The organism is Arthrobacter sp. 9E16, assembly GCF_002929435.1.
In the GTDB taxonomy this organism is placed as follows: domain Bacteria; phylum Actinomycetota; class Actinomycetes; order Actinomycetales; family Micrococcaceae; genus Arthrobacter_B; species Arthrobacter_B sunyaminii.
The window spans coordinates 365,191-389,901 of the sequence record NZ_PJIU01000003.1 but is presented as its reverse complement, the minus strand read 5'-3'; the positions used below and the strand labels follow the sequence as shown (position 1 = coordinate 389,901).

Below are 24,711 nucleotides of genomic sequence, written 5' to 3'. Positions count from 1 at the left end.
ATACTAGGCTTGGGACCATGACTTCTGACACTCCTGAATACCGCATCGAACATGACACCATGGGCGAGGTCCGGGTCCCGGTCAACGCCCTGTACCGCGCACAGACCCAGCGCGCCGTCGAGAACTTCCCCATCTCGGGCAAGCCGCTGGACGACGCACACATCGAGGCACTGGCCCGCATCAAGAAGGCGGCCGCCATCGCCAACGCCGAACTGGGAGTGCTCGACGACGAGCGCGCCAAGGCAATTGCTGCTGCTGCCGATGAGGTTGCCGCAGGCCGGCACTATGCCCAGTTCCCGATCGACGTGTTCCAGACCGGTTCCGGCACGTCCTCGAACATGAACACCAACGAGGTCCTCGCCGAACTCGCCAGCCGCGCGCTCAAGGCCGCCGGCAGCGAGACCACGGTTCACCCGAACGACCACGTCAACGCCTCGCAGTCCTCCAACGACGTCTTCCCTACCTCCGTACACGTGGCCGCCACCTCGGCCCTGATCAACAACCTGATCCCGGCCCTGGAACACCTGGCCGCTTCCCTGGAGCGCAAGGCTGAGGAGTTCAAGGACGTCGTCAAGTCCGGCCGCACCCACCTCATGGACGCCACCCCGGTGACCCTGGGCCAGGAATTCGGCGGTTACGCTGCTCAGGTCCGCTACGGCATCGAGCGCGTTCAGGCCTCCCTCCCCCGCGTTGCCGAAGTTCCGCTGGGCGGCACCGCCGTCGGCACCGGCATCAACACCCCGGCCGGTTTCCCGCAGCGCGTGATCGAACTGCTGGCCGCCGACACCGGCCTGCCGCTGACCGAAGCCCGGGACCACTTTGAGTCCCAGGCCAACCGCGACGCCCTCGTTGAGGTCTCCGGCATGCTGCGCACCATCGCAGTGTCCTTCTCCAAGATCGCCAACGACCTGCGCTGGATGGGCTCCGGCCCCAACACCGGCCTGGGCGAAATCGCCATTCCCGACCTGCAGCCGGGCTCCTCGATCATGCCGGGCAAGGTCAACCCCGTCATTTCCGAGGCCGTCATGCAGGTGGCCGCACAGGTTGTGGGCAACGACGCCGCCATCGCCTGGGCAGGCACCTTCGGCTACTTCGAGCTCAACGTCGGCATCCCCGTCATCGCCTCGAACCTGCTGGAATCCATCCGCCTGCTGGCCAACTCCTCTGTCATCATGGCGGACAAGATGATCGACGGCATCGAAGCCAACGTGGAGCGCGCCCGCTACCTGGCCGAGGCGTCCCCGTCCATCGTGACGCCGCTGAACAAGTACATCGGCTACGAGAACGCTGCCAAGATCGCCAAGTTCGCGGTCAAGGAAGGCAAGACCATCCGCCAGTCCGTCGTCGAACTCGGTTTCGTCGAGCGCGGCGAGGTCACCGAGGAACAGCTTGACGCCGCCCTTGACGTCCTCTCCATGACGAAGCCGCCGCAGGCTTAGTCCCGCAGCTTTCCCCAGTAACACCGCGGGTCCGCCGCCCTAAGGCGGCAACCGCGGGGCAGCAGGGCATCCGGCCGAGGGGCCGGGTGCCCTGCTGCATGATGTGACACAGAACCAACGGAATTGCACTCTGGTTCACACGGTGCAAAACTTTACTTTGTGACCGATAGTGCATTAACAGACGGCGTCGGCCTGCGTGAGCGCAAGCGCACCGCCACCAAGCTCGCCATCATTACCGCTGCCCGCATACTGACCGCCGAACGCGGCTTTTCGGGTTACACCGTGGAGGAACTCTGCGAGAAGGTCGGCATCTCCCGGCGGACGTTCTTCAACTACTTTCCCGCCAAGGAAGACGCCGTCCTCGGTTCACCGGCGGATGAAATCCCCGCTGATCTTGCCGAGGAATTCATTGCGCGCGGCGCCTCGTCGGGCCGGGACACCATCTCGCCCTCCCTCCTGTCCGACTTCGTGGATTTTGCCGCTGCGATGATGGACCGGATGGTCATGTCCCGTGACCAAATGGTGCAGTTAAAACTGGCCGTCGCCGCCGAGCCCCGCCTCCTGGAAAAGGTACTTCACGGGTCACAGGAAGCCGAGGAGGCGTTCGCCGCCCTCCTGTCGGCGCGGGAAGGGCTTCCACCCGCCGACCCGAGGATCCAGGCCGCCCTGGCACTGTTCACCGCACTGGCCCAACGTGCCGGGCCTGCGTTCTTCGACCCGGGAAACACCCGCCCCTACCGCGAAATACTCTCCGAAGCCGTCAACGCCATGCACGAAGTGATTTCCGCCGTTTCTCCCCTGCCCCACCCCTCATCCAAGGACCTTTCATGACCGCGACCGACACGCAGAGCTCCGCGCCGCTGCTGTTGACCCAGAAACGCATCTGGATCATTTTCTCCGCGCTGATCGCAGGCATGCTGCTTTCCAGCCTCGACCAGACCATCGTCTCCACCGCCATGCCCACCATCGTGGGCGAACTGGGCGGCGTCGAGCACCAGACCTGGATCACCACCGCTTATCTGCTGGCCACCACCATCGTGATGCCGATCTACGGCAAATTCGGCGACGTGCTGGGCCGGCGCAATCTATTCCTCTTCGCGATTGCCCTGTTTACGCTGGCGTCCGTCGGCTGCGCCTTTGCCACTGACTTCTGGGGCTTCGTCATCTTCCGCGCCATCCAGGGCCTGGGCGGCGGCGGTCTGATGATTCTGTCCCAGGCCATCATCGCGGACATTGTGCCGGCCAACGAGCGCGGCAAGTACCTCGGCCCGCTCGGCGGCATCTTTGGCCTCTCCGCCGTCGCCGGCCCCCTCCTCGGCGGGTTCTTCGTGGACCACATGACCTGGCAGTGGGCGTTCTACATCAACATTCCGATTGGCATCATTGCTTTCCTGGTCGCGTTCTTCACCCTGACCCTGCCGACCAAGAAGGCGACCAAGCGCATTGACATCGGCGGCGTGGTGCTCCTATCGATCGCCACGACCTGCCTGATCTTCTTCACCGATTTCGGCGGCCGCGCCGACCACGGCTGGACGGACCCGCTGACCCAGTCCTTCGGCGCCGGCACGCTGGTTGCCGCCGTCCTGTTCGTGATGGTCGAAAACCGGGTGGCGGACCCGATCATTCCGATGAGCCTGTTCAAGAACCCGATCTTCATCAACAGCACCGCCATCGGTTTCACCCTCGGTATGGGCATGTTCGCAGCACTGGCGTTCGTGCCGACCTTCCTGCAGATGTCCACCGGCACCTCGGCAGCCGTGTCCGGCCTCCTGATGCTGCCGATGATGGTGGGCATGATGGGCACCTCGATCTACTCGGGGCTGGCCATCACCAAAACCGGCAAGTACAAGAAATACCCGATCATGGGCGCCTCCCTGGTGATTGTCGCAATGCTGTGGATGACCACGCTGTCCGCCGACACCCCGGTCTGGATGATCTGCGCCCAGCTGTTCGTGTTCGGCGCCGGCCTCGGGTACATCATGCAGGTGGTGGTGCTCGTGGTGCAGAACTCCGTGCCCGTGGATCAAATCGGTACGGCCACTTCCAGCAACAACTACTTCAGGGAGGTCGGCGCCTCCCTGGGCGTGGCCATTTTCGGTGCCATGTTCACCTCGCGCCTGTCCGAGAACCTGATGGAGGTGTTCACCAAGGCAGGGTTCGATCCCTCCGCTGCGGGCGAGGCCACCGCCACCCTGCAGCCGGCCGTGATGAACGACCTGCCTGAACCGGTCCGGGACGGGATCGTCACCGCCTACGCCGATTCCCTGGCCCCGGTGTTCTGGTACCTCATTCCGTTCCTGGTGATCGCCCTGGTCCTGGCACTGTTCCTGAAGCAGATTCCGCTCTCCGACGTGGCCGGCATGGTGGCCCGCGGTGAAGCCGTGGGCGGTGCCGACGCAGACCGCCTCGAAGCCGAGCGTCTGGCCGCCCTGCAGGGCGGAAAGCCCGGAACCGGGAAGGCATCCGCTGCTACGGACACAGGTTCGGGGTTCCCGTCCGATTCCGGCGCCGGTTCCAGTTCCGGCTCCACCCCAGGCTCCGGTCGCCCTGACGCGGACTAGCGCCGCCTCCGGGCGTTTCGGGGCCGCAGTCCGCCCCGGACAAAAGCGACCGGTTTGGGCGAAAGTAACCGGTTTGGGAATGTGCTGCCGCGGCGCACCGGCAGCACATTCCCAAAACGGTCGCGGAATCCCAGAGTGGGTATGAAAATCCCGGCACCGACGGCGTCTAAGCGCCCGTTTAGTCCCTTTGAAGCGGCGCTCAGCGCTCAAACGCGGGGACGCCGTCGGCCTCCAACGCCAGGTCCAGCAGCATCAGGTGCCGCTCACTGAGCTCGGGCAGGTTATCCAGGTCAAACCAGCCGACGTCGGTGGATTCGTCGTCGTTCACTCTCGCCTGGCCGCTCACATAGCGGCAGCGGAACCCCACGTTCAGGAAGGTGCACTGATCTCCGTTGGGAAACGTGATGGGTCCGTGGGAGCCAACGTGGATCATGTGCTCGATTTCCGCTGTGACGCCTGTTTCCTCGTGGACTTCCCGCAGGGTGCCGGCCGCAGGTTCCTCCCCCGGCTCCAGCATTCCGGTGACCAGGGTCCAGCGGCCGTTGTCGGTCCGGCGGACCAGCAGCACCTGGCGGTCCTCATTCAGGACAACACCGGTGATCCCGGGCAGCCACAGGAGTTCGTGGCCGATTTTTTCGCGCAGGGACAGGACAAAATCTGGCGTAGGCATTGTTCTACTGTAGGCCAGGCAGTGCCATGGCGAGCGCGGCGCCGGCCAGCATGAACGGCCCGAAAGCGATGGAGGTTTTCGCCGTTCCCCGCTTGGACAGGATCAGCCACATCCCCCACAGCCCGCCCAGGAGGAAGGCGGCGAAGGTGCCCGCCAGCACGTGCCCCCAGCTGAAAAAGCCCAGCCAGAGCCCCAGGACACCGGCCAGCTTCACATCCCCGAAGCCCAGCCCGGAGGGACTGGCGAACCGCAGCAGGAAGTAGGCGCTCCACAGCACGGCGCCGGCAAGCACCATCCCGGGGATGCGGGATGCTTCGCCGGCGGCCAGGGCAGCTGCACCCAGCAGGACCGCTGACACGGGATAGGCCGGCAGCACGATCCGGTTGGGCAGCCGGTGGGTGGCTGCATCAACCGCGGCAAGCCGCACCGCCAGCACCACAAAGTACACGGCCGCTGCGCACAGCACCCAGAAGGCAGCTCCACCCATGGACCGGTATTCCCCCATAATCCCCACCATGGGCTCACGGTACGCCATAGCAGCGCCAACCCGGCCGGGACCTGCGGGGCTTGTGGAAAACCGAACGCCGCTCCGCGGGGCCGAGCCGGAATACACTGGCGGAATGAGCATTGGCTGGCGCAACGCCAAACGTGGAACCGCCCATCCCGCCGCTGCTCCGGCGCCCCAGGACCCGCCGGCGGCCGAGGATACCGCTGACGGCACGGCGCAGACCCTGGAACGGGCATCCAACAGCGAAGGCCTCAACGTGCTCGCCCGGGCCGGCTTTGCCGTGATGGCACTGCTCCACATCCTGATCGGATTCATTGCTCTGCGCCTCGTGCTGGGCGGCTACGGCGATGCTGACACCGGCGGTGCCCTGAGCCCGCTGGCTGCTTCAGCTGCCGGGCCGTTCCTGATGTGGGGAGGCTGCACGGCGTGCGCCTCCCTCGCCCTGTGGCAGCTGGGTGAGGCAACGGTGAGGGTCCGCCGCAAATCCGTGGGCCAGCGATGGTCCAAAGCGGTCTCTTCGGGGTCGCTGGTCCTCATCTACGGCAGTGTGGCCCTGACGTTCGCCTCCTTTGCCCGCGGCCGCGGCAGGGACTCGGGCGATTCGGTGGCATCGTTCAGCACCGTCGTCCTGGCCTCCCCTGCCGGCATGCCGGCGCTGGTAGCCGTCGGCCTGCTGATCCTGGGCATCGGAGTCTATTTCATCTACAAGGGCGCCCGGCGCAAGTTCCGCGCCGAACTGCGGCACTTCGCAGGCACCAGGCGCGGGCAGGTCATCGATCTGCTGGGGCTGACCGGGCACATCGCCAAAGGCATCTCCCTGATCCTTGCCGGCGGGCTGTTCATCCTGGCGGCAATCCACAACAGCCCCGGAGAATCCACTGGCCTGGACGGCAGCCTCAAACGCCTCCTGGAGACGCCTGCGGGCCCGCCCGTTGTTGCAGTCATAGCTGTGGGTCTGATCTTCTACGGAATCTTCGCGGTGGTCAGGTCCCGCTACGGCCGGATGTAGCGGGACCTGGCCAGAGATTTCAGCCGATTTGCCCCTCCTCCAGCAGTTCCGTCACCAGCGCGGCAATCGGCGAGCGCTCGGAGCGCGTCAGAGTGATGTGCCCAAACAGCGGATGGCCCTTCAGCGTCTCAACGACGGCGGCCACCCCGTCGTGGCGCCCCACCCGCAGGTTGTCGCGCTGCGCGACGTCGTGGGTGAGGACCACGCGGGAGTTCTGGCCGATCCGGGACAGCACGGTCAGGAGCACATTCTTTTCCAGTGACTGTGCCTCATCCACGATGACAAAGGAATCGTGGAGGGACCGGCCCCGGATATGGGTCAGTGGAAGGACCTCCAGCATGTCCCGGTCCAGGACCTCCTCCAGCACCTCCTTGGACACCAGCGCCTCGAGTGTGTCGAACACAGCCTGTCCCCACGGCCCCATTTTGTCGGCCTCCGTGCCGGGCAGGTAGCCCAGCTCCTGCCCGCCGACGGCGTACAGCGGGCGGAAGACCACCACCTTGCGGTGTTCCCGGCGCTCCAGCACGGCTTCCAGCCCGGCGCACAGGGCGAGGGCGGACTTGCCGGTGCCTGCGCGGCCGCCGAGGGACACAATTCCCACCTCCGAGTCCATCAGCAGGTCGATCGCCAGCCGCTGCTCCGCCGAACGGCCGTGCAGGCCAAACACATCGCGGTCCCCGCGGACCAGCCGCACCTGCTTGTCAGCGCCCACCCGTCCCAGTGCGGAGCCCCGGCCGGAGAGCAGGACCACCCCGGTGTTCACCGGCAGTTCGGCCGCTGCCGGAATGAACACGGGGCGGTGTTCATACAGGCCGTCCACGTCGGCTTCGGCCACATCCAGTTCAACGACGCCGGTCCAGCCCGTGTCACGGACAAGCTCGCTGCGGTACTCGTCGGTTTTCAGTCCCACGGCGGAGGCCTTGACCCGCATGGGCAGGTCCTTGGAGACGACTGTGATGTTGCGTCCCTCGTCGGCCAGGTTCCGGGCCACGGCGAGGATGCGGCTGTCATTGTCGGTTCCGCGGATGCCTGCCGGAAGGACGTCCACCGACACATGGTTCAGTTCCACGCGCAGGGTGCCCCCGGAATCGCCCAGCGGGATGGGCTCGCTCAGCCCGCCGTGCTCAATCCGCAGGTCATCCAGCAGGCGCAGGGCAGCCCGGGCAAAATAGCCCAGTTCGGGATCATGGCGCTTTTTCTCCAATTCAGTAATGACGACCAGCGGAACAATCACTTCATGTTCGGCGAAACGCAGGATGGCCCTGGGGTCCGAGAGCAGGACCGAGGTGTCCAGCACATAGCCGGCCTGGTCGACGTCGGGAGCGGTTCGCGGGGAAGAAGAAAGGGCCACGGAGACTCCAGTCAGGGGCAGCGCCCCGGATAGCTGGGCGGGGAGGTCCGCAGACCGGGAAAGGCCGGGCGGCGGCCTTTCTGCAACACTCTGTTGAGCATCCGGCCTCCGGTTCCATCAGCGGGTCGCTGATCAATAGCACCAAGGTACGCCGCTTAGGTCCCGGGCCGCAGCAGGACACGGCCCGGTTTTTATCTGCCTGCCGGAGTTAATCTGCTGTTCACACGGCGGCGGTCCGGCGGGTCCGCAACCGGGAAAGGGTCCTTAGGAACCGAAGCGGCGCTGCCGGTTGGCGTAGTCACGCAGGGCCCGGAGGAAGTCCACCCGGCGGAAGTCCGGCCAGAGTGCTTCGCAAAAATAGAACTCGCTGTACGCGCTTTGCCACATCAGGAACCCGGAGAGCCGCTGTTCGCCCGAGGTGCGGATGACCAGTTCCGGGTCCGGCTGGCCGCGTGTGTAGAGATACTCCGAAATCTGCGTATCGCACAGTTCCCCGGTGATCTCCTCGATCGACTTACCGTGGGCGGCGGCGTCATGCAGCAGTTCTTTGACCGCGTCCACAATCTCCCGGCGGCCGCCGTAGCCAATGGCGACGTTGACGTGCAGCCCGTCGGCGCCGCTGGTGCTGGCGCCCAGTGCGTTGAGCTTTTCGGCGAGGTTGGCGGGCAGGATGTCCAGGGCTCCGACGGCGTTGACCCGCAGGTCGCCCTTCTCCCCCAGCCGGTCCAGGGTGTTGCCAATGATGTCCAGGAGCGGATCGAGTTCATCCGGGTTCCGGTTCAGGTTATCGGTGGAGAGCATATACAGCGTCACCCGGCGCACACCGAGTTCCTGACACCAGCCCAGGAACTCCAGGATCTTGTCCGCGCCGGCCTGATGGCCGTCCGCCGTGGGGGCACCTGCCAGTTTCGCCCAGCGCCGGTTGCCGTCCACCATGACGCCAATATGCTCGGGAATGCGGTCCGGGCTGAGGCTTCGGCGCAGCTTGCGTTCATAGAAGGCATACACAACGCCCGGGAACCTCATGCGGAGCTGCACCTGCCTGTCCTGTCCTGCGGGAAGAAAAACGTCTCCGCGGATGTGGGAGGCGCACTAAAAAGTGTATTCCTAAAAAACCGCGAACAGTTTCGGCGGCTCGTCCGGACCGGCGGATTCCCCGCTCCCCACCGGTCCGGCGAGCGGCCCGCGCTCCTCCCGGGAGGTGCCCGATGAACCTCCCGCCGACCCGTAACCTACCGGATCGTAGGCTAGGATTTTCTCCATGACATCTTCATCGTCGTCCGCTCCGCCGGAGCACAATCCCAGCTCGCGAAAGGCTCCCGGTCCGGTTGAATCCGCCGTGGAACGAGCCGCGGACATCTTGGAGATCAAACCAAAGCTCCGGGGCTGGCTTCATGCCGGAGCCACACCATTTGTCCTGGCCGCCGGCATCATCCTGATCTGCCTGGCACCCACCACCGGAACCCGGATCGCCTCCGCGGTGTACGCGCTGACCGGGGTGCTGCTGTTTGGCGTTTCCGCCGTGTACCACCGCGGCAACTGGTCGCCCAGGGTCAAAATCATTCTCAAGCGGCTGGACCACACCAACATCATGCTGGTCATCGCGGGGTCCTACACGCCCCTTGCCTGGTCCCTGCTGCCGCCGGAAAAGGCCAAGGTCCTGCTGTGGTTCATCTGGTGCGGAGCGTTGGCGGGGGTATTGTTCCGGCTGCTCTGGCTGCACGCGCCGCGCTGGGTTTACACCCCGGCCTACATTGTCCTGGGTCTGGCGGCACTGATCTACATTCCGGATTTCTTCAGGATCAATCCCGCAGCGGCCGTGCTCGTGCTGGTGGGCGGGGCCATGTACATTGCCGGCGCCGTCATTTACGCCCTGAAGAAACCCAACCCCTCACTGGACTGGTTCGGTTTCCACGAAATTTTCCATGCCTTCACACTGGTGGGGTTCGCGTGCCACTACGCCGCCATTCTGATGGCAGTGCTCTCAGTCGGCGCTTCGGGCTGATCCGCCTTAGTCCCCGGTTATTCCCCCGTGATCAGTGCCTGCAGTTCGGCGGCTGAGCTGACCGGCCGGCGGCAGACCATCCCCCGGCACAGGTAAGCCACCGCAGGCGCGCCGCCCGGGTCCCGTTCCTCAAGCAGCGGCACCCGGGTTTCAAACACAGCACCCGCAGACCCGGGCGCCGCAATCCGTGAGGCGATTACCAGACCCGGCCCGCCGGCGTCGCGCGCTGCCCGCAGCAGTTCCGCAACGGCTGCAGCATCCGTACCGGCGACCGCCAGTTCCCGGGGCCCGTCCAGCAGGAACTGCAGCACCGACATGGCCCAGCCGGCAGCCTGCGGCGCCTGGGCACCCACCACTTCAACGTGCTTCAGGAGCGACTGCGCGAGCGCCCGGTGACGCAGCGATCCCGAGTACGCGGAGTACGTGAGCAGGACGCCCGCGAAGAGCGCAGCACCGCTGGGCGTGGGCCCGTCCAGTGGATCGGCGGCGGCCTGCGTTCCCTGGGCATTGACCAGCTCGTTGGGCCGGACGGCGGTGTCCTGCAGCCCGCCCGCCGTGAGGAAACGGTTTTCCGCGGCCAGCACCAGGGACTCCGCCTCGGTGTACCAGTGCTCATCGCCGGTGGCGGCGTAGAGCGTGAACAACCCCTCGGCCACTCCGGCGTAGTCCTCCAGCAGCCCCTCAATGCCCTGTGCGCGCCCGTCGTGGGAGACCCTCCGCAGGGTGGGGCCGGTTCGGTGCACGCGCAGCAGGTAGGACGCGGCGTCCCCGGCAGCACGGAGGATACGCCCGGCTTCCCCGGCCTCCCCTGCATCAGAAAGGACGACGGCGGCGGAGGCCAGCGCTGCAACGGCCAGCCCGTTCCACCCGGCCACCACTTTGTCATCGCGTTCCGGCTGCGGGCGGAGGTTCCGGGCGGCCGCCAGGGACGGCCGGTGCCGAAGCCACAGCTCCTCTTCGGCAGCGCTCAGCACCCGGCCGAAATGCAGAGTGCTGCCGGTGCCGCCATGGGCTGCCATGTTCCCGGATTCCAGGTCCAGCAGGCCCAACACGGCGTCCGCATGCTCCGGATCCAGGAGCTCCCTCATCTGCTCCGGCGTCCATACGTAGGTGCCGCCCTCTACCCGGTGTCCCTGGATAAGGGTGTCCGCGTCCAGGGAGGAAGCAAAGCCGCCTTCCTCCACACGCAGCCGGCGGATCATCCAGTCAGCAGTTTCGCGTGTCACGCGCAGTGCCAGCCGGCGGTCCCCTTCACCGAGGGCTGTCCGGGCCCACTGCGCATACAGCGAAAGCAGCTGCACATTGTCGTAGAGCATTTTTTCGAAGTGCGGCACCGCCCAGCGGCGATCCACCGTGTAGCGGGCGAATCCGCCCTCCAGCTGGTCATACAGTGCGCTCCGGGCCATCGCTCCCAGAGTCCGGTCCGCGAGTGCACCGGCTTCGGCTGCCGTGGAGCCTCCGGCGGCGGCGTGAGCCAGCAGGAAGCGCAAAACGGTGGAGGGCGGAAATTTGGGTGCTCCGCCAAAGCCGCCGGACTGCCGGTCCTCAAGACCTGCCAGCGTCTCTACGGCGGCGGACAGAACGTGCTGCGCCGCCGTCGCGTCCGCTGCAGCGTCTCCTGGGTCCAGATCCGCGTCCAGGCCGGTATCCAGGACCGGGCCGAGCAGCCGCCGGTTCCCCTGCTGGGCCGAGGCCAGGTGTGCCGCCAGCTGGGCAGCGCTTTCCCGGACCTCGCCGGGACGGTCCTTCCACGCGGAGGCTACGGCTTCCAGGACGTCCCGGAAGGACGGCATTCCCTGGACGGGCCGGGGCGGGAAGTAGGTTCCGGCATAAAAGGTCCGGCCGTCGGGAAGGGTGAAGACGCTCATGGGCCATCCGCCCTGGCCGGTCATGGCCTGGGTGGCTGCCATGTACACGGCGTCCACATCGGGGCGCTCCTCGCGGTCCACCTTGATGGAAACGAAGTTCTCATTCAGGTAGGCGGCGGTAACGGGATCCTCGAAGGATTCATGTGCCATCACATGGCACCAGTGGCAGGCGGCGTACCCCACCGAGATGAAGACAGGGACATTCCGACGCCGTGCCTCGGAAAAAGCCTCATCCCCGAACGGCCACCAATCCACGGGGTTGCCGGCATGCTGGCGCAAATAGGCCGAAGCCTCTCCCTGCAGTCTGCCGGCCATGGTTTGCTCCTAGCCGCGCTTGTAGTAACCCGGGGTGGTGTCTGACCCGTCGGCTGCGGTGGTTGAAGCGGACACTCCGCCGGATTCGGCGGCCTTGCCGGCCTCGGCAGCCTTCACATCTTCGGTGCTGGGAATGAAAACGTCGGTGCCAACACCGGTAAGGGCCTGCTCGCGGTAGCGGACCCGGCGGATGCGCTTCACCATGTCACGGATGAGGAACACCACTGCCAGCACCAGGAAGAGGGTCGCCAGGAAGCCGAGCAGGCCCGGGGTAACATCGGCAATGCTCAGTCCGGTTTTCAGCTCGCCGTCCTCGGGGCCGGGGGGAACGGTCAGGGGCAGGCTGTACAGGAAGTTCACGGTGATTCTCTCTCTTGGCAGCGGACGGCTGTGCGCCGTCCCTGCCCTCTATCGTAGGCCAGCGAACAGATCCGTTTCAGGAAGCTTGGTGTCCACCCTGGACATGATCAGCGAATAATCTTCCCAGGGCCAGATCTTGCGCTGGGTTTCGGCGTCAACGGCGAAAAAGAATCCGTTGGGGTCCACCTGGGTGCGGTGGCTCTTGAGTGCCCGGTCCCGGGTTTCAAAATAATCTCCGCAGGGGATCTGCGTGGTGGTCGGGTGGGTTGGAGCCGGCAGCCGGTGGCCCTCGGCGTCGGCTTCCTGCCAGGCGGCAATGCGCTCGGCGTAGGGAGAGTCCACGCCTGCTTCCACGAGGGCATTATGCAGAGCGGTGAAACGCTCCGGATTGAAGGCGCGGTCATAGTACAGCTTCAGCGGCTCCCAGGGCTCGCCCGTGCCCGGGTACCGGTTCGGATCCCCGGCAGCGTTGAACGCCTCCACAGCCACCTTGTGCGCCATGATGTGGTCCGGGTGCGGGTAGCCGCCGTTCTCGTCGTAGCTGATGATGACGTGCGGGCGGAACTCCCGCACCAGCTTGACCAGGGGTGCCGCGGCCCGCTCGAGCGGCTCCAGCGCGAAGCATCCAAAGGGCAGGTCAGGCAGCGGATCCCCTTCCGGAAGGCCGGAGTCCATGAATCCCAGCCAGCGGTGCTGCACGTTCAGCTCACGCTGTGCATTGGCCATTTCGGTTCGGCGAAGACCGGCAAGGTCCCGCTTCGCGGCAGCGTTGTCCTCGAGTGCGGGATTCAGCACACTGCCGCGCTCACCGCCGGTGCAGGTGGCGACCATAACGTCCACGCCCCGGGCGGCGTAGAAAGCCATCATGGCCGCGCCTTTGCTGGCTTCGTCGTCGGGATGAGCATGCACAGCCAGCAGCCGCAGCGGTTCCTGGCGGCTGGAATTATCAAGCGGGGCGGTCGGCACGAAGCAGCTCCTGAGAAGGTTGGCGAAAATCGGACGGGCAAACTCGGATAAAATGAAGCAGTGAGCACTGAGGAAGGTCCTGTTAAGCAGCCCGCCCCCGAGCAGACCCCGGATGATTTTCCGTCCGCATCAAGATTAGCCAATCGTTACGGCGCACCCAAGCCGGGCTGGTCCCGGCGGGCCAAGACCATTGCCGGCAGCGCTGCCGTCCTGCTGGCCTGCGGAGCGGCCGCTCTCATGGCGATGCCGTCCCCGCGCGGCGAAGTGAGTTTCAAGGATGTGGGTTTCAGCATTGCCGATGCCACACATGCCAGCGTGGACTTCCAAGTCACCAAAGACCCTGAAGACAGCGCGTCCTGCGCCGTTCAGGTCCTCAGCTCGAGCTACGCCGTGGTGGGGTGGAAGCAGGTCACCATCGGCCCGTCTGAGGAAGCAACCACCGGGCACCGGCTGGACATCCGTACCGATTCCCTGGGCGTTACCGGCGGAGTGAACGCCTGCTGGCTCCTTGACGACTAGCACTGAAAACACGCTCTGGGCTTAACTTCACGGGCGCATTCTTCCGGTTTAGCTGCGCCGCGTTTCCCGCGGCCGGGGTGCAGGATTGGCCCGTTCCGTCAAATCCGGCGGGTTCTTGGGTAATTCGCTTTGGCTGACTAGTATGGAGCCTACGTTATGCCCCGCCAGGTGATCATCCCAGTGAACGGTCACCGCCCGGCGGGGTCTTTGCTTGTCAGGCCGTTCCGGCCCCGAAGCAATTTCAGCCTGCCGAACCAGATTCAGTGGTTTGGTCGTCACTTAAAAGGAGAGACCCGTGTCTACCAACAGCGCACCTGCCGCTTGGCTCACTCAGGAGTCTTATGACCGCCTGAAGGCGGAGCTGGATCACCTGTCCGGCCCCGGCCGCACGGAAATCGTTGCCCGCATTGAGCAGGCACGTTCCGAGGGCGATTTGAAGGAAAACGGCGGGTACCACGCAGCTAAGGAAGAGCAGGGCAAGGCTGAGGCCCGCATCCGCCAGCTGACGCAGCTCCTGGAAACCGCCCACGTGGGCGAAGCTCCGGCAGATGACGGCGTCGTTGAACCCGGCATGCTGGTGGAAGCCAAGGTTGCCGGCGACGTGGAGACCTTCCTGCTGGGAAGCCGTGAAATCGCCGGCGACTCGGACATCGACGTGTACAGCGAAAAGTCTCCTCTGGGCGCCGCAATCCAGGGCATGAAGGCAGGAGACAGCGTCACTTACAAGGCACCGAACGGCAAGGAGATCTCGGTGGAGATCATCTCGGCCAAGCCTTACGCCGGCTAGTTTTCCGCACTGCCTGATTTTGTGCGCTAGAGCGGGTCTTCCCAACGGGAGGGCCCGCTTTTGCTTGTGCGCCTGTTCTGCCGGTTGCGGCTCAGCAGCACCGCCGCCAGCACACCGCCGGCGGCACCGAAGAGGTGCGCCTGCCAGGACACGCCGATGTTCACCGGCAGCACGCCCCACAGCAGTGACCCGTAGATGAGGAAAAGCACTCCGGCCAGAAGCAGCTGCAGGATGTCCCGGTTGTAGATTCCGCGGACCATCAGGTACGCAAACAATCCGAAGACAACCCCTGATATCCCCACGGTCAGCCCGCCGCCGAAGAGCCAGACACCCAGCCCGGACGCCAGCCAGGACGAAGCGATCACCACGGCATACCGCCGCACCCCTTCCAGCAATGTCAGGAAGGAAAAGACCACCAGCGGCAGGGTGTTTCCGAGCAGGTGGTTGATGCCGGCGTGCAGCAGCGGGCCAAACAGGATCCCGTCCAGCCCTTCGAGCCGCCGGGGCAGAACTCCGAACTCCCGCAGGGATGACGGGCCTATGAGCAGGGCAACGAAATAGCACGCCCAAATGAGTGCGGCCAGGCCGAGGGATATGTACAGGGCCGTCCTGGCCCGCTTGGCGAGCATCGCCTACCCGTGCAGCACTATGGGTTGGAAGCCGGAGGCGCGGAGGTTGTTCAACACCAGTTCGCAGTGCTCGTGCCCCTTGGTTTCCATGTTGATGGTGATGGCCACATCCCCCATGCTGATGGAGCCGCCCACCCGGGTGTGGTCGACGCCGGTGACGTTGGCATCGGATTCGGCAATGATCCGGGAAATGGTGGCCAGCGAACCGGGACGGTCATCGAGCAGGATCCGCACCACCAGGTACCGGCCTGCGGCGGCCAGACCGCGCTGGATCACTTTGAGCATCAGCATCGGGTCAATGTTGCCGCCGGAGAGAATCACTGCGGTGTTCCCCGGGTTTTCAATCTTGCCGTCCATGAGCGCAGCCACGCCCACAGCTCCGGCCGGTTCCACCACCATCTTGGCGCGTTCCAGCAGGAAGATCAGTGCCCGTGCCAGCGAGTCCTCGCTGACGGTCACCACATCATCCACCAGTTCCCTGATGATGGAGAAGGGCAGCTGGCCCGGGCGCCCGACGGCGATGCCGTCGGCGATCGTGGACACCTTGGTCAGCGGGACGAGGGCATCGGCGGCAAGTGAGGGCGGATAAGCAGCAGCGTTCTCGGCCTGGACACCGATGATGCGCACCTCCCGGCCCAGTTCCTTTGCCCTCGCCTTGATGGCCACCGCGACGCCCGCCAGCAGCCCGCCGCCGCCCACACCCATCAAGACGGTGTCCAGGTCAGGGATCTGGTCGAGCAGCTCCAGACCGATGGTCCCCTGCCCGGCCACTACGTCCACGTTGTCGAACGGGTGCACAAACACGGCACCGGTCTCGTCCGAATACCGCTTGGCTTCCGCCAGCGCTTCATCCACGTTGTGGCCGTGCAGCACTACCTCGGCGCCGTGGCTCTGCGTGGCTGCCAGCTTCGGCAGTGCCACGCCCAGCGGCATGAAGATCCGGGCTTTGATGCCCAGCCGCGCAGCCGCAACCGCCACGCCCTGCGCGTGGTTGCCGGCGGAGGCCGCCACCACGCCCCGGTCCCGGTCGGACGGTGAAAGCTTGGCCATCCGGACATAGGCGCCGCGGACCTTGAAGGACCCGGCCCGCTGCAGGTTTTCACACTTGAAGTAGACATTGGAACCGGTTTGGCGGCCCAGTGCCCGGGAAACCTCAATGGGGGTACGGGCAACCACACCGTCCAGCAGTTTCGCGGCTGCCTCGATGTCGTCCAGTGTCACGGGCAGGTCGGACAGATCGGTCACGGTTGTTTCTCTTCTTCTGCGTTGTCATCCAACGCCTCAATGGATTCATTTGTCCTCGGCACCGGTCCGCCCGCAGCCCCAAAGACGGGGTCTGCGTCCAGCGCCGGGTCCTGTTCCCATCCCCGGGAGGCGATGTAACGCACCACGGTATTCAGGATGGCCAGCAGCGGTACGGAGAACAGGGCTCCGGGGATTCCGGCGGCCAGGGTGCCGCCGGTGACGGCAAGGATTACGGCCAGGGGATGCAGGGCGACGGCGCGGCCCATGATCAGCGGTTGCAGGATGTGGGACTCGAGCTGCTGGACGAGCAGCACAATGCCCAGCATGATCAGCGCATTGACCCAGCCGTTGGCGACGAGGGCAAGCAGCACAGCTACGAATCCGGTGACGAAGGCGCCCAGCAGCGGCACGAAGGAGCCCAGGAACACCAGGACCGAAAGCGGCAGCGCCAGCGGCACTCCGATGATGGCGGCGCCGGCTCCAATTCCGACGGCGTCGATGAATGCTACGAGCAGCTGCACCCGGACGTAGTTGACCATGGATTCCCAGCCGTGGAGTCCGGCTCCGTAACCAGCCGGGCGGGCGCGCCGCGGCAGGAGCCCTGTCACGAAGCGCCAGATGCGCCGGCCGTCCAGCAGGAAGAAAACCAGGGCGAAAAGTGTCAGCAGCACGCCCGCGGCGAAGTGCCCGGCTCCGGTGCCCACCGACAACGCCCCGGAAACGATGTTTGCAGAGTTCGACTGGATCGCGTTGGTGGCTCCGCCCAGCAGGGAATCCATCTGGGTTGTGGTGATCTTCAGCGGCCCGTCTGCAAGCCATTCCTGAACCTGGTCCACACCGGCAAGGGTCTCATCCCAGAGGTCACGGAACCCCAGCGCCAACTGCCGGCCCACCAGAGTCAGGGCGGCCACGATCAAGCCCAGGAAGGTGACAATGGTGACGGCCACGGCCAGACCGCCGGGCACCTTGTTGCGCCGCAGCCACTCGGTCACCGGAGAGAGCAGGCCGGCCAGCAGTCCGGCGATCATCAGGGGAATGAGCAGCAGGGAGAAATCACGCAGGACCCAGATGAGCCCGGCCGCGACAATCAGCACCACACCCAGGCGCCAGGCCCAGGCTGCGCTGACGCGCAGAGCGTACGGGACGTCGTCGTTGCCCCGGCTGGAGCGGACAGCCGCAGCCTGCACCGCTTTGGGCGCGGCAATGCTGCGTGCGTGAGGTCTCATGGGGTCATCTTTCCACACTCGATGGCTGTTGTTCCCACCTTTACGTCCGCCTCTCAGCCGTCCAGGCCGGGCCGGATCCCCCACTCTGCTGCGAAGGAGTTTCCCGGGTCCAGCCAGCGCAGTCCCTCACCGGAATTCAGGGCATTGGCCGGAGCAGTCATGGGTTCCAGGGCAACGGCCCGGCTCCGTCCGGGAAGCTGGTCTGTGAGGAAAACATGGACGTAACCAAACTCGGGAGCGCTCCACAGCGTGACGCTTCTGCCGTCCGGTGCGGCCAGGCGGTGCCGGTGCTGTCCTTCCGCCAGCTCCAGTCCGGTGAAGGCGCTGTCCAGCGCCTGGTCTCCGATCCGGCGGCCGGCCCGGAAGTCATAGTCCCCGGCAACCGGCTCCCGCCCTACGGGGATCAGACGCTCGTCAGCCGTTATCCGGGTTTCCGCGGCCACGGTAAGCGTCAGGTCTTCCACCGGTACCGAACCGATCCGCAGGAACGGATGTGCGCCGAGGGCAAACGGCGCCCGGTCCTCCCCCACATTGGTGAGGCTTTGGCGCACCCGCAAGCCGGCGTCGTCGTCCAGGCTGTAAGTGACCTGGTGGATGAGGTGGAACGGATAGCCGTGCTGGGGGAAGATTTCGGCCTGCAGGGTCAGGCTGTCCTGCCCGGCCGTGTCGCCGGCAGGCCGGTAGCCGGTGTTGCGAAGGAGCCCGTGGCTGGCGTTCCCCCGGGAAGGTTCGGTGATATCCAGCTGCTGGACCTTGCCGTCCAGGGTCCATTGGCCGCCGGCCACGCGGTTTGGCCAGGGCGCCAGCAGGATGCCGCAGGCCGACGGCGGCAGCGAAGTGTCCGGGTAGGTCTCGACGTACCCGGTGCCGGCCACGCTGTAGCTGCGCAGCCCTCCCGCAAGCGCCGCAATGCGGGCTTCGGCCCGGCCGCCGGGAGTCTGGCGTGTGATCTGGTACTGGGTGCCGGTGGCAGGACTTGGAACTGCGCCCGTGGCTGGGAAGCTCATCGTTCCAGCCTACCAACCGCTTACTCTTCGAAGTGGGTGCTCACCCGGTCTGAAACCACCGCGACGACACCGGCCGCGATGTCCCGGACCTTGACGTTGCGGCTGTTGGACACGCTGCGCAGAATGTCCACGGCGCTCTGCTGGCTGCAGTTGTTCTGGGCCATGATGATACCGGCGGCGAGATCCACCACCGTCCTGGACTCCAGCGCCGCCTGCAGGTTCTCCGCGCGGTGTGTCTGGGCGTCCAGGCGCAGAGCCAGCGCCACTGCGGTTGCCGTCTCCGCGGCGGCACGCTCGACTGCCTGCACGGCCTCCGGCCCGAAGGCCCCCGGATGCTCCGAATACACGGTGAGCACCGCTCCCCCGGCCCCGGCGAGGGGAACCGGCAATCCTATCGTTAGGACGCCGGACGCGGGATCTGCAGCGGACTGTCCATGGGCCGAAACTCCGGGACCGCTTCCCGCGTGGACCGTCTGCCGCCGGGGCCGCACAACGGTGATGGCGGCGTCGGAGACGTCCCATTCCGCCAGATGGCCGGCAAGGTCACAGGCCAGCGCGGTCAGGAAACCGTCGAGTGCAGGATGCTCCAGCAGCAGTTCCTGAAGACGCACCGGAGACAGTTCGGTTGTGGCGGGCTCTGGCACGGCGGCCCCTCCCCTCAGCACCTGGATCTCGAGACGTGCCAGAGCCTACGGTCCCGGGAGAGTGGTGCACAGGGTGATGGCCGACTTTTCTCCGGGAACGGCGGATTCACTACTCCCGGGATTAAACGACAGAGGCCGGCAGGTCAATGCCTGCCGGCCTCTGTCGTCTACCCGCATGCCTCCGGACCAGCCGGAGAGCAGCGTTAGTCGTCGCCGCGGAGAATGGCGAGGATACGGATGATTTCCACGTACAGCCAGACCAGAGTGACGGTCAGGCCAAACGCTGCGGTCCAGGAATAACGCACCGGAGCGCCGGCCTGCACACCCTGCTCGATGGAGGTGAAGTCCATGATGAGGGAGAACGCGGCCAGGCCAACGGCGAACAGGCCGATGATGATGCCCAGCGGGATGCCGGCGATAGTGAAACCGCGCACGCCCCACGGGTCATCCACGGCACCGAAGATCATCAGGCCAACATTGACGAGGGAGAAGACGGCGTAACCGATCATCGCGATCATGAAGAAGCGCATGGCCTTGGGGGTGGCGCGGACCTTGCCGCTCTTGAACAGCACCAGGGTCACGGCGAAGACGGAGAGCGTACCGAGGACGGCCTGCAGGCCGATGCCCGGGAACATGTTGTCCAGCACCAGGGTCAGGCCACCAAGGAACAGACCCTCAAGCGCTGCATACGCCAGGATCAGCGCCGGAGCGGGTTCCCGCTTGAAGGAGTTCACCAGACCCAGGACGAAGCCGCCCAGGGCGCCTACGATCATGAGCGGTGCAGCCGCACCGGGGATCACCAGCATCGGAATGGCAGCGCCCACCAGCACCACGGCCAGGCAGGCGAGAGTCTTCATGATCACGTCGTCGTAGGTCATCCGGCCCGTCTGGGCGGGACCTGCGGAGGGAGCAGTGTAGAGCTCCTGCAACTGCTGCGGTGTCATCTGTCCATGGGGCTGGGTGGCCAGGGAACCCTGGTTCATCCTGCCGCCGCGAACCTGTGAATTGAAATTCTTTCCGTTAAAAACCGGATTACCGCCAAGTGCCATGAAATGTCCTCCATCTGGGGGGCTGTTTACCTAGAGCCTACCAATGTCAACGGCCGCCGGGCACTGAAGATTCCCTGCGACGGAGTGAGCCGGGATAACAGTTCCGCATACCCGGCCACTTCCGAAGCCCCGGCACTGGCGTTCCGCGGCTTCACGATAAGTCGTTACCCGATCGCGACATTCGAGCCGGGCCAAACGTCACTGCCTGAAACATTTCGTGGGTAGCATGTTCCCCAGTCCGTGACAGACGTCACAAACAGATCCGCCTAAGTGCCGATTTCCTCGGTGCGCACGGCCTTGGCGTGGAGGTTTTCGAATTTGCTAAGAACATCGGCGCTGACCAGGTATCTGGGGATGCTGGCGGCGGTGGCGGCGATGTTCGCCGCCCTGCTGTTCTCCGCTCCTGCCGTCCACGCAACAACAGCCACCCCGGCGCCGTCGCCGTCGGAGAGCACATCCGCAACTGCTGAAGGCCAAGATCCTGATGCTCCAACGGACGGTTCTGAATACAGCGACCGAATCAGCGGAGTGCTCCGCAACGCGGGCGTTCCCCTCGAGGGAGTAAAGATCACCGCCACCGGCAACGGCTATGAAGGCGAAACACTGACCGCAGCGAACGGTTCCTGGTCCATCGGCGTTCCCGAACAGGGTGCGTTTGAAGTGGAACTGGACGAATCAACGCTTCCGGAGGATGTGGCGCTGGCGGAGAACCAGCAGAACCCGCGCACCGTCACCTTTGCCGGCACCTCCAACATCACCACGCTGTTTCTGCTCGGCGAGGGCATTGTCCTGCAGCAGGACAGCTTCCTTTCCACTCTGACTGAGCGTGCCGTGGCCGGTTTGAGCTTCGGAATGCTGCTGGCGCTGAGCGCAGTGGGTCTCTCCCTGATCTTCGGCACCACCGGCCTGACCAACTTTTCGCACGGCGAGATGGTCACCCTGGGCGCAGTCCTGGCCTTCGGGTTCTCAGCTCTGGGCCTTTCCGCCTGGTTGGCACTGCCGCTCGCCGTCCTCGGCGGGGCGGCGTTCGGGTATCTGCAGGACGGGGTGCTGTGGAAACCGCTGCGGCGGCGCGGCACCGGCCTGGTGCCGATGATGATCGTCAGCATTGGTTTGGCGGTGGCCGTCCGCTACACCGTCCTCTTCTTCTTCGGCGGTGCCATGCAGCAGCTGCCCGGAGCGCAGAGCCCCACCCTCGAACTCGGGCCCGTATCCATACCCCGGAACACCCTGATTTCCCTGTTTGTCTCGCTCGCGGTCATCCTGGTCATCGCCGTTCTCCTGCTGCGCACCCGGATCGGCAAGGCCACCCGGGCGGTCGCGGACAACCCGTCCCTGGCCGCGGCCTCCGGCATCGACGTGGACCGCGTGATCCGTCTGGTCTGGGTAACCGGCGGCGCCCTGGCAGCCATGGGCGGCATCCTGTGGGCCTATTACCGGCCCGGAGTTTCCTTCAACATGGGCCAGCAGATTTTGCTGCTGATTTTTGCCGGCGTGACGCTCGGCGGACTCGGCACGGTCTTCGGAGCGCTGATCGGCTCCATCATTGTTGGGCTCTTCGTGGAGATCTCCACAATCTGGCTGGACGCGGACCTCAAATATGTGGGTGCCCTGGTCATCATGATTCTTGTCCTCCTCGTCCGGCCGCAGGGAATCCTCGGCCGCCGCGAGCGCATAGGTTAGGGGCTTAGCAGCGATGGACTTTGCAAATATTTTTCTGGGGGCTCTCAACGAGATCATCAGCCCCACTACGGCCGCCTACGCACTGGCAGCCCTCGGCCTCGCGGTGCATTTCGGTTACACGGGGCTGCTGAACTTCGGGCAGGCCGGGTTCATGGCCGTCGGGGCCTACGGTTTCGCCGTTCCTATCCTGTCTTTCAACGCCCCGCTGCCCGTTGCGGTGCTGATCGCGCTGGCGGCCTCCGCCGTCTTTGCCGTCATCCTGGGCATACCCACCCTGCGCCTGCGGGCCGATTATCTGGCCATCGTGACGATCGCCGCCGCGGAAATCATCCGTTACATCGTCACCACCAACAGCATGACGGCGGTCACCGGGTCAGCCAACGGACTGTCCGCCTTCACCGGAGACTTCTATGCGCTGAACCCCATTCCCCCGGGAAGCTACAACCTGGGACCCTTCGGCATGAATGAACGCGATGTGTGGGTTCGCATCGTCGCCTGGACCCTGGTCATCATTGCCTGCCTGCTGGTGTGGATGCTGATCCGCAGCCCGTGGGGCCGGGTGGTGAAAGGCATCCGCGAGGATGAGAACGCCGTCCGGGCCCTGGGCAAGAACGTCTATGCCTACAAGATGCAGGCCCTGATCCTCGGCGGCCTGCTGGGCTCCATCGCTGGCATCGTCTTCACCCTCCCCCGCGATGCGGTACAACCGGCAAACTACGGCACCGAGCTGACCTTCTACCTCTATACCGCTCTGTTGCTGGGCGGCATGTCCACAGTGCTGGGCCCCGTGATCGGCGCCATGCTCTTCTGGGTCCTGCTGTCGCTGACCCAGGGTCTCCTCTACGGAGCCATTGAAGCCGGCTACATCACGTTCATTGACACTTCCCAGGCAGGGCAGGTTCGCTACATCCTTGTGGGTGTGGCACTGATGCTGCTGATGATCTTCAGGCCCCAGGGCATCCTGGGCAATAAGAAGGAGCTGGCGTTCGCATGAGTTCCCAGGCAAACGAACCGCAGCGCGCAGGGCGTCCCCGCGGCGCGCACGCTGCTGAACCGGCAGAGGTTTCCCGCGTCGGGGTCAGTGATGCCGGCGCCCCTGAGGCGCCAGCAGACCCGCTGGCGGACAACGAGTACATGGCGGACAGCCGTCCCATCGCCGAGGGCGCCGTGGAACCGGGGTGCCGCAAGCGCGATCCCATCCTGGTGGCACGCAACGTCACGCGGACCTACGGCGGAATCAATGCCGTGGACGTGGCGCATGTGGAGATTCCGCGGCACAAGATCACCGCCCTGATCGGTCCCAATGGTGCCGGAAAGACGACGCTGTTCAACCTGCTCACCGGGTTCGATACTCCGCAGTCCGGCGACTGGCAGTTCGAGGGCCGGGACCTGGCCGGAGTCTCCGCCTATAAGGTGGCACGGCTGGGGATGGTCCGCACCTTCCAGCTGACCAAGGTCATGGGCAAGCTCACCGTTATTGAGAACATGCGCCTGGGCGCCGCATCCCAGCCGGGCGAGTCGCTGTGGCGGGCGTTCCTGCCGCCGTTGTGGCGCGGCCGTGAACGGGAGATCACCCAGCAGGCCGATGTCCTGCTGGCCAAGTTCAAGCTGGACGCCAAGCGCAGCGACTATGCCGCCTCCCTCTCCGGCGGCCAGCGGAAGCTGCTGGAAATGGCCCGGGCCCTGATGGTCAAACCAAAACTGGTCATGCTGGACGAGCCCATGGCCGGCGTGAACCCCGCGCTCACGCAGTCTCTGCTGGACCACATCAAGAACCTCAAGGCCGAGGGCATGACCGTTCTCTTCGTGGAACATGACATGCATATGGTGCGCCATATTGCCGACTGGGTCATCGTCATGGCTGAAGGAAAGGTGGTTGCCGAGGGTCCGCCGGATGTGGTCATGAAGGACCAGGCCGTTATCGACGCTTATCTGGGGGCACACCATGACGTGGACCTGGGTGATTCCGAGGGCTTTGAAAAGCTGGAAGCCGAACTGGAGCATGACCCCGAATCTTCAGTGGGAACCGAGCCTGACGGCGTTGTCGGCAGGCGTATTGATGAACGGAAGGGACAGGCATGAGCGCCGAGGAATTCGACGGCGATTCCGTCGTCAAGGTAACCGATCTGGTGGCCGGCTACATCCCGGGCGTGAATATCCTGAACGGATGCAGCATCGAGGCCCGCCGCGGCGAGCTGATCGGGATCATCGGGCCCAACGGTGCCGGCAAGTCAACCCTGCTCAAGGCCATGTTCGGCCTGGTCAAGGTGCACTCGGGAACGGTTGTGGTCCGCGGTCAGGACATCACCGGGCTGAAGGCCAACAAGCTGGTCAGCCGCGGCGTGGGATTCGTGCCGCAGAACAACAACGTCTTCCCGTCCCTGACCATTGAAGAGAATCTGCAGATGGGCCTGTACCAGGCACCGAAACGCTTCGCAGAGCGGTTTGATTTTGTCTCGACGCTGTTCCCGGAACTGCGTCAGCGGCGGGCGCAGCGCGCGGGCTCGCTCTCCGGCGGTGAACGCCAGATGGTGGCCATGGGCCGGGCGCTGATGATGGAGCCGGCCGTGCTGCTGCTGGACGAACCGTCCGCGGGTTTGTCCCCCGTCAAGCAGGACGAAGCGTTTTTGCGGGTTCATGAAATCAACCGCGCCGGCGTTTCGGTGATCATGGTGGAACAGAACGCACGCCGGTGCCTGCAGATCTGCGACCGGGCCTACGTCCTGGACCAGGGCAAGGACGCCTACACGGGGACCGGCCGGGAGCTCATGAAGGATCCCAAGGTCATCCAGCTTTACCTCGGAACCCTCGCCGACACCGCCTGAGCTCCGCCCGCCCCGGCGCCACCCCGGCGCCTCCCCGGCGCTTCC

General features: G+C 65.2%; 26 protein-coding genes. 11 read left to right on the top strand and 15 right to left on the bottom strand.

What is annotated here, in order from left to right:
* The first annotated feature begins 17 nt into the window (after positions 1-17).
* The 3 genes from CXR00_RS14145 to CXR00_RS14135 all read left to right on the top strand — a co-directional run bounded on the left by CXR00_RS14145 (position 18) and on the right by CXR00_RS14135 (position 4,000).
* Positions 18-1,439, top strand: coding sequence for a class II fumarate hydratase (locus CXR00_RS14145; protein ID WP_104055184.1), 1,422 nt, complete (start codon positions 18-20; stop codon positions 1,437-1,439).
* A gap of 159 nt (positions 1,440-1,598) precedes the next feature.
* Positions 1,599-2,270 (top strand): TetR/AcrR family transcriptional regulator, encoded by a 672-nt coding sequence (locus tag CXR00_RS14140; protein WP_181032569.1) that lies wholly within the window; start codon positions 1,599-1,601, stop codon positions 2,268-2,270.
* Complete coding sequence (locus CXR00_RS14135; RefSeq protein ID WP_104055182.1) at positions 2,267-4,000, top strand: MDR family MFS transporter; 1,734 nt, start codon at positions 2,267-2,269, stop codon at positions 3,998-4,000. The genes CXR00_RS14140 and CXR00_RS14135 overlap by 4 nt, the downstream gene beginning before the upstream one ends.
* A gap of 199 nt (positions 4,001-4,199) precedes the next feature.
* Here CXR00_RS14135 and CXR00_RS14130 read toward each other — a convergent pair whose 3' ends face one another.
* A complete protein-coding gene (locus CXR00_RS14130) occupies positions 4,200-4,670 on the bottom strand; it encodes an NUDIX domain-containing protein (protein WP_104055181.1) in 471 nt (156 codons plus the stop codon).
* Between the two features lie 4 nt (positions 4,671-4,674).
* Entirely contained in the window at positions 4,675-5,187 is a 513-nt protein-coding gene (locus CXR00_RS14125) for an A24 family peptidase (RefSeq protein ID WP_104055522.1), read from the bottom strand.
* 103 nt (positions 5,188-5,290) lie between these two features.
* On the opposite strand from CXR00_RS14125, the gene CXR00_RS14120 reads away from it, so the two are divergent.
* Positions 5,291-6,187 carry a DUF1206 domain-containing protein gene (locus CXR00_RS14120; protein WP_258060486.1) on the top strand — a complete coding sequence of 299 codons (897 nt, stop codon included), beginning with the start codon at positions 5,291-5,293 and terminating at the stop codon, positions 6,185-6,187.
* Between the two features lie 19 nt (positions 6,188-6,206).
* Here CXR00_RS14120 and CXR00_RS14115 read toward each other — a convergent pair whose 3' ends face one another.
* The 3 genes from CXR00_RS14115 to CXR00_RS18300 form a co-directional block, all read right to left on the bottom strand.
* On the bottom strand, positions 6,207-7,538 hold the full coding sequence (locus CXR00_RS14115) for a PhoH family protein (RefSeq protein WP_237688668.1): 1,332 nt from the start codon (positions 7,536-7,538) through the stop codon (positions 6,207-6,209).
* A 264-nt stretch (positions 7,539-7,802) separates the two neighbouring features.
* The gene (locus tag CXR00_RS14110) at positions 7,803-8,564 is read right to left on the bottom strand and encodes an isoprenyl transferase (RefSeq protein WP_104055519.1); all 762 of its coding nucleotides are present in this window, start codon (positions 8,562-8,564) and stop codon (positions 7,803-7,805) included.
* Positions 8,565-8,645: 81 nt separating this feature from the next.
* Positions 8,646-8,801, bottom strand: a complete 156-nt coding sequence (locus CXR00_RS18300) for a hypothetical protein (RefSeq protein WP_181032568.1) — start codon at positions 8,799-8,801, stop codon at positions 8,646-8,648.
* Between CXR00_RS18300 and CXR00_RS14105 the strand changes: the two genes are divergently transcribed.
* Positions 8,800-9,543, top strand: a complete 744-nt coding sequence (locus tag CXR00_RS14105) for a hemolysin III family protein (RefSeq protein WP_104055179.1) — start codon at positions 8,800-8,802, stop codon at positions 9,541-9,543. The genes CXR00_RS18300 and CXR00_RS14105 overlap by 2 nt on opposite strands.
* Positions 9,544-9,560: 17 nt before the next feature.
* On the opposite strand, the gene CXR00_RS14100 is transcribed toward CXR00_RS14105, so the two are convergent.
* From CXR00_RS14100 to mca, 3 genes are read right to left on the bottom strand one after another with little or no spacing between them, the layout of a single operon-like run.
* Positions 9,561-11,726 carry a thioredoxin domain-containing protein gene (locus CXR00_RS14100; RefSeq protein WP_104055178.1) on the bottom strand — a complete coding sequence of 722 codons (2,166 nt, stop codon included), beginning with the start codon at positions 11,724-11,726 and terminating at the stop codon, positions 9,561-9,563.
* 9 nt (positions 11,727-11,735) lie between these two features.
* On the bottom strand, positions 11,736-12,086 hold the full coding sequence (locus CXR00_RS14095; RefSeq protein WP_104055177.1) for a hypothetical protein: 351 nt from the start codon (positions 12,084-12,086) through the stop codon (positions 11,736-11,738).
* 48 nt (positions 12,087-12,134) lie between these two features.
* Positions 12,135-13,052, bottom strand: coding sequence for a mycothiol conjugate amidase Mca (gene mca, locus CXR00_RS14090; protein WP_104055176.1), 918 nt, complete (start codon positions 13,050-13,052; stop codon positions 12,135-12,137).
* A 60-nt stretch (positions 13,053-13,112) separates the two neighbouring features.
* Here mca and CXR00_RS14085 point away from each other — a divergent pair, with 60 nt between their 5' ends.
* Positions 13,113-13,571 (top strand): DUF4307 domain-containing protein, encoded by a 459-nt coding sequence (locus tag CXR00_RS14085; protein ID WP_237688667.1) that lies wholly within the window; start codon positions 13,113-13,115, stop codon positions 13,569-13,571.
* Between the two features lie 295 nt (positions 13,572-13,866).
* A complete protein-coding gene (gene greA, locus CXR00_RS14080; RefSeq protein WP_104055175.1) occupies positions 13,867-14,358 on the top strand; it encodes a transcription elongation factor GreA in 492 nt (163 codons plus the stop codon).
* A 26-nt stretch (positions 14,359-14,384) separates the two neighbouring features.
* On the opposite strand, the gene CXR00_RS14075 is transcribed toward greA, so the two are convergent.
* The 7 genes from CXR00_RS14075 to CXR00_RS18640 all read right to left on the bottom strand — a co-directional run bounded on the left by CXR00_RS14075 (position 14,385) and on the right by CXR00_RS18640 (position 20,613).
* Complete coding sequence (locus CXR00_RS14075; RefSeq protein WP_104055174.1) at positions 14,385-14,987, bottom strand: rhomboid family intramembrane serine protease; 603 nt, start codon at positions 14,985-14,987, stop codon at positions 14,385-14,387.
* A gap of 3 nt (positions 14,988-14,990) precedes the next feature.
* The gene (gene ilvA, locus CXR00_RS14070) at positions 14,991-16,232 is read right to left on the bottom strand and encodes a threonine ammonia-lyase (RefSeq protein WP_104055173.1); all 1,242 of its coding nucleotides are present in this window, start codon (positions 16,230-16,232) and stop codon (positions 14,991-14,993) included.
* A complete protein-coding gene (locus CXR00_RS14065; RefSeq protein ID WP_104055172.1) occupies positions 16,229-17,458 on the bottom strand; it encodes an AI-2E family transporter in 1,230 nt (409 codons plus the stop codon). Before CXR00_RS14065 ends, ilvA begins: the two co-directional genes overlap by 4 nt.
* Positions 17,459-17,511: 53 nt before the next feature.
* Entirely contained in the window at positions 17,512-18,465 is a 954-nt protein-coding gene (locus CXR00_RS14060) for an aldose 1-epimerase family protein (protein WP_104055171.1), read from the bottom strand.
* Positions 18,466-18,485: 20 nt separating this feature from the next.
* Positions 18,486-19,109, bottom strand: a complete 624-nt coding sequence (locus CXR00_RS14055) for an ANTAR domain-containing protein (protein WP_181032567.1) — start codon at positions 19,107-19,109, stop codon at positions 18,486-18,488.
* Between the two features lie 203 nt (positions 19,110-19,312).
* On the bottom strand, positions 19,313-20,158 hold the full coding sequence (locus tag CXR00_RS14050) for a Bax inhibitor-1/YccA family protein (RefSeq protein ID WP_104055169.1): 846 nt from the start codon (positions 20,156-20,158) through the stop codon (positions 19,313-19,315).
* Between the two features lie 266 nt (positions 20,159-20,424).
* Entirely contained in the window at positions 20,425-20,613 is a 189-nt protein-coding gene (locus CXR00_RS18640; RefSeq protein WP_237688729.1) for a hypothetical protein, read from the bottom strand.
* Here CXR00_RS18640 and CXR00_RS14045 point away from each other — a divergent pair.
* The 4 genes from CXR00_RS14045 (at position 20,534) to CXR00_RS14030 (ending at position 24,666) form a co-directional block, all read left to right on the top strand.
* Positions 20,534-21,841, top strand: a complete 1,308-nt coding sequence (locus CXR00_RS14045; RefSeq protein WP_237688706.1) for a branched-chain amino acid ABC transporter permease — start codon at positions 20,534-20,536, stop codon at positions 21,839-21,841. The two genes, CXR00_RS18640 and CXR00_RS14045, sit on opposite strands and share 80 nt — an antisense overlap.
* Positions 21,842-21,854: 13 nt before the next feature.
* Entirely contained in the window at positions 21,855-22,835 is a 981-nt protein-coding gene (locus CXR00_RS14040) for a branched-chain amino acid ABC transporter permease (protein WP_104055167.1), read from the top strand.
* Between the two features lie 140 nt (positions 22,836-22,975).
* Positions 22,976-23,923 carry an ABC transporter ATP-binding protein gene (locus tag CXR00_RS14035; protein WP_104055514.1) on the top strand — a complete coding sequence of 316 codons (948 nt, stop codon included), beginning with the start codon at positions 22,976-22,978 and terminating at the stop codon, positions 23,921-23,923.
* Entirely contained in the window at positions 23,920-24,666 is a 747-nt protein-coding gene (locus CXR00_RS14030; protein WP_104055166.1) for an ABC transporter ATP-binding protein, read from the top strand. Before CXR00_RS14035 ends, CXR00_RS14030 begins: the two co-directional genes overlap by 4 nt.
* Positions 24,667-24,711 lie beyond the last annotated feature (45 nt).

What these genes read in the sequence shown, in the direction of transcription:
- CXR00_RS14120 (WP_258060486.1), top strand. Translation starts at nt 5,291, where the DNA reads ATGAGCATTGGCTGGCGCAACGCCAAACGTGGAACCGCCCATCCCGCC.
- CXR00_RS14075 (WP_104055174.1), bottom strand. Translation starts at nt 14,987, where the DNA reads ATGCTCGCCAAGCGGGCCAGGACGGCCCTGTACATATCCCTCGGCCTG.
- CXR00_RS14145 (WP_104055184.1), top strand. Translation starts at nt 18, where the DNA reads ATGACTTCTGACACTCCTGAATACCGCATCGAACATGACACCATGGGC.
- CXR00_RS14105 (WP_104055179.1), top strand. Translation starts at nt 8,800, where the DNA reads ATGACATCTTCATCGTCGTCCGCTCCGCCGGAGCACAATCCCAGCTCG.
- CXR00_RS14035 (WP_104055514.1), top strand. Translation starts at nt 22,976, where the DNA reads ATGGCGGACAGCCGTCCCATCGCCGAGGGCGCCGTGGAACCGGGGTGC.
- CXR00_RS18300 (WP_181032568.1), bottom strand. Translation starts at nt 8,801, where the DNA reads ATGGAGAAAATCCTAGCCTACGATCCGGTAGGTTACGGGTCGGCGGGA.
- CXR00_RS14040 (WP_104055167.1), top strand. Translation starts at nt 21,855, where the DNA reads ATGGACTTTGCAAATATTTTTCTGGGGGCTCTCAACGAGATCATCAGC.
- CXR00_RS14100 (WP_104055178.1), bottom strand. Translation starts at nt 11,726, where the DNA reads ATGGCCGGCAGACTGCAGGGAGAGGCTTCGGCCTATTTGCGCCAGCAT.
- CXR00_RS14135 (WP_104055182.1), top strand. Translation starts at nt 2,267, where the DNA reads ATGACCGCGACCGACACGCAGAGCTCCGCGCCGCTGCTGTTGACCCAG.
- CXR00_RS14050 (WP_104055169.1), bottom strand. Translation starts at nt 20,158, where the DNA reads ATGGCACTTGGCGGTAATCCGGTTTTTAACGGAAAGAATTTCAATTCA.
- CXR00_RS14060 (WP_104055171.1), bottom strand. Translation starts at nt 18,465, where the DNA reads ATGAGCTTCCCAGCCACGGGCGCAGTTCCAAGTCCTGCCACCGGCACC.
- CXR00_RS14130 (WP_104055181.1), bottom strand. Translation starts at nt 4,670, where the DNA reads ATGCCTACGCCAGATTTTGTCCTGTCCCTGCGCGAAAAAATCGGCCAC.
- CXR00_RS14110 (WP_104055519.1), bottom strand. Translation starts at nt 8,564, where the DNA reads ATGAGGTTCCCGGGCGTTGTGTATGCCTTCTATGAACGCAAGCTGCGC.
- CXR00_RS14065 (WP_104055172.1), bottom strand. Translation starts at nt 17,458, where the DNA reads ATGAGACCTCACGCACGCAGCATTGCCGCGCCCAAAGCGGTGCAGGCT.
- CXR00_RS14045 (WP_237688706.1), top strand. Translation starts at nt 20,534, where the DNA reads ATGTTCGCCGCCCTGCTGTTCTCCGCTCCTGCCGTCCACGCAACAACA.
- CXR00_RS14125 (WP_104055522.1), bottom strand. Translation starts at nt 5,187, where the DNA reads ATGGTGGGGATTATGGGGGAATACCGGTCCATGGGTGGAGCTGCCTTC.
- CXR00_RS14030 (WP_104055166.1), top strand. Translation starts at nt 23,920, where the DNA reads ATGAGCGCCGAGGAATTCGACGGCGATTCCGTCGTCAAGGTAACCGAT.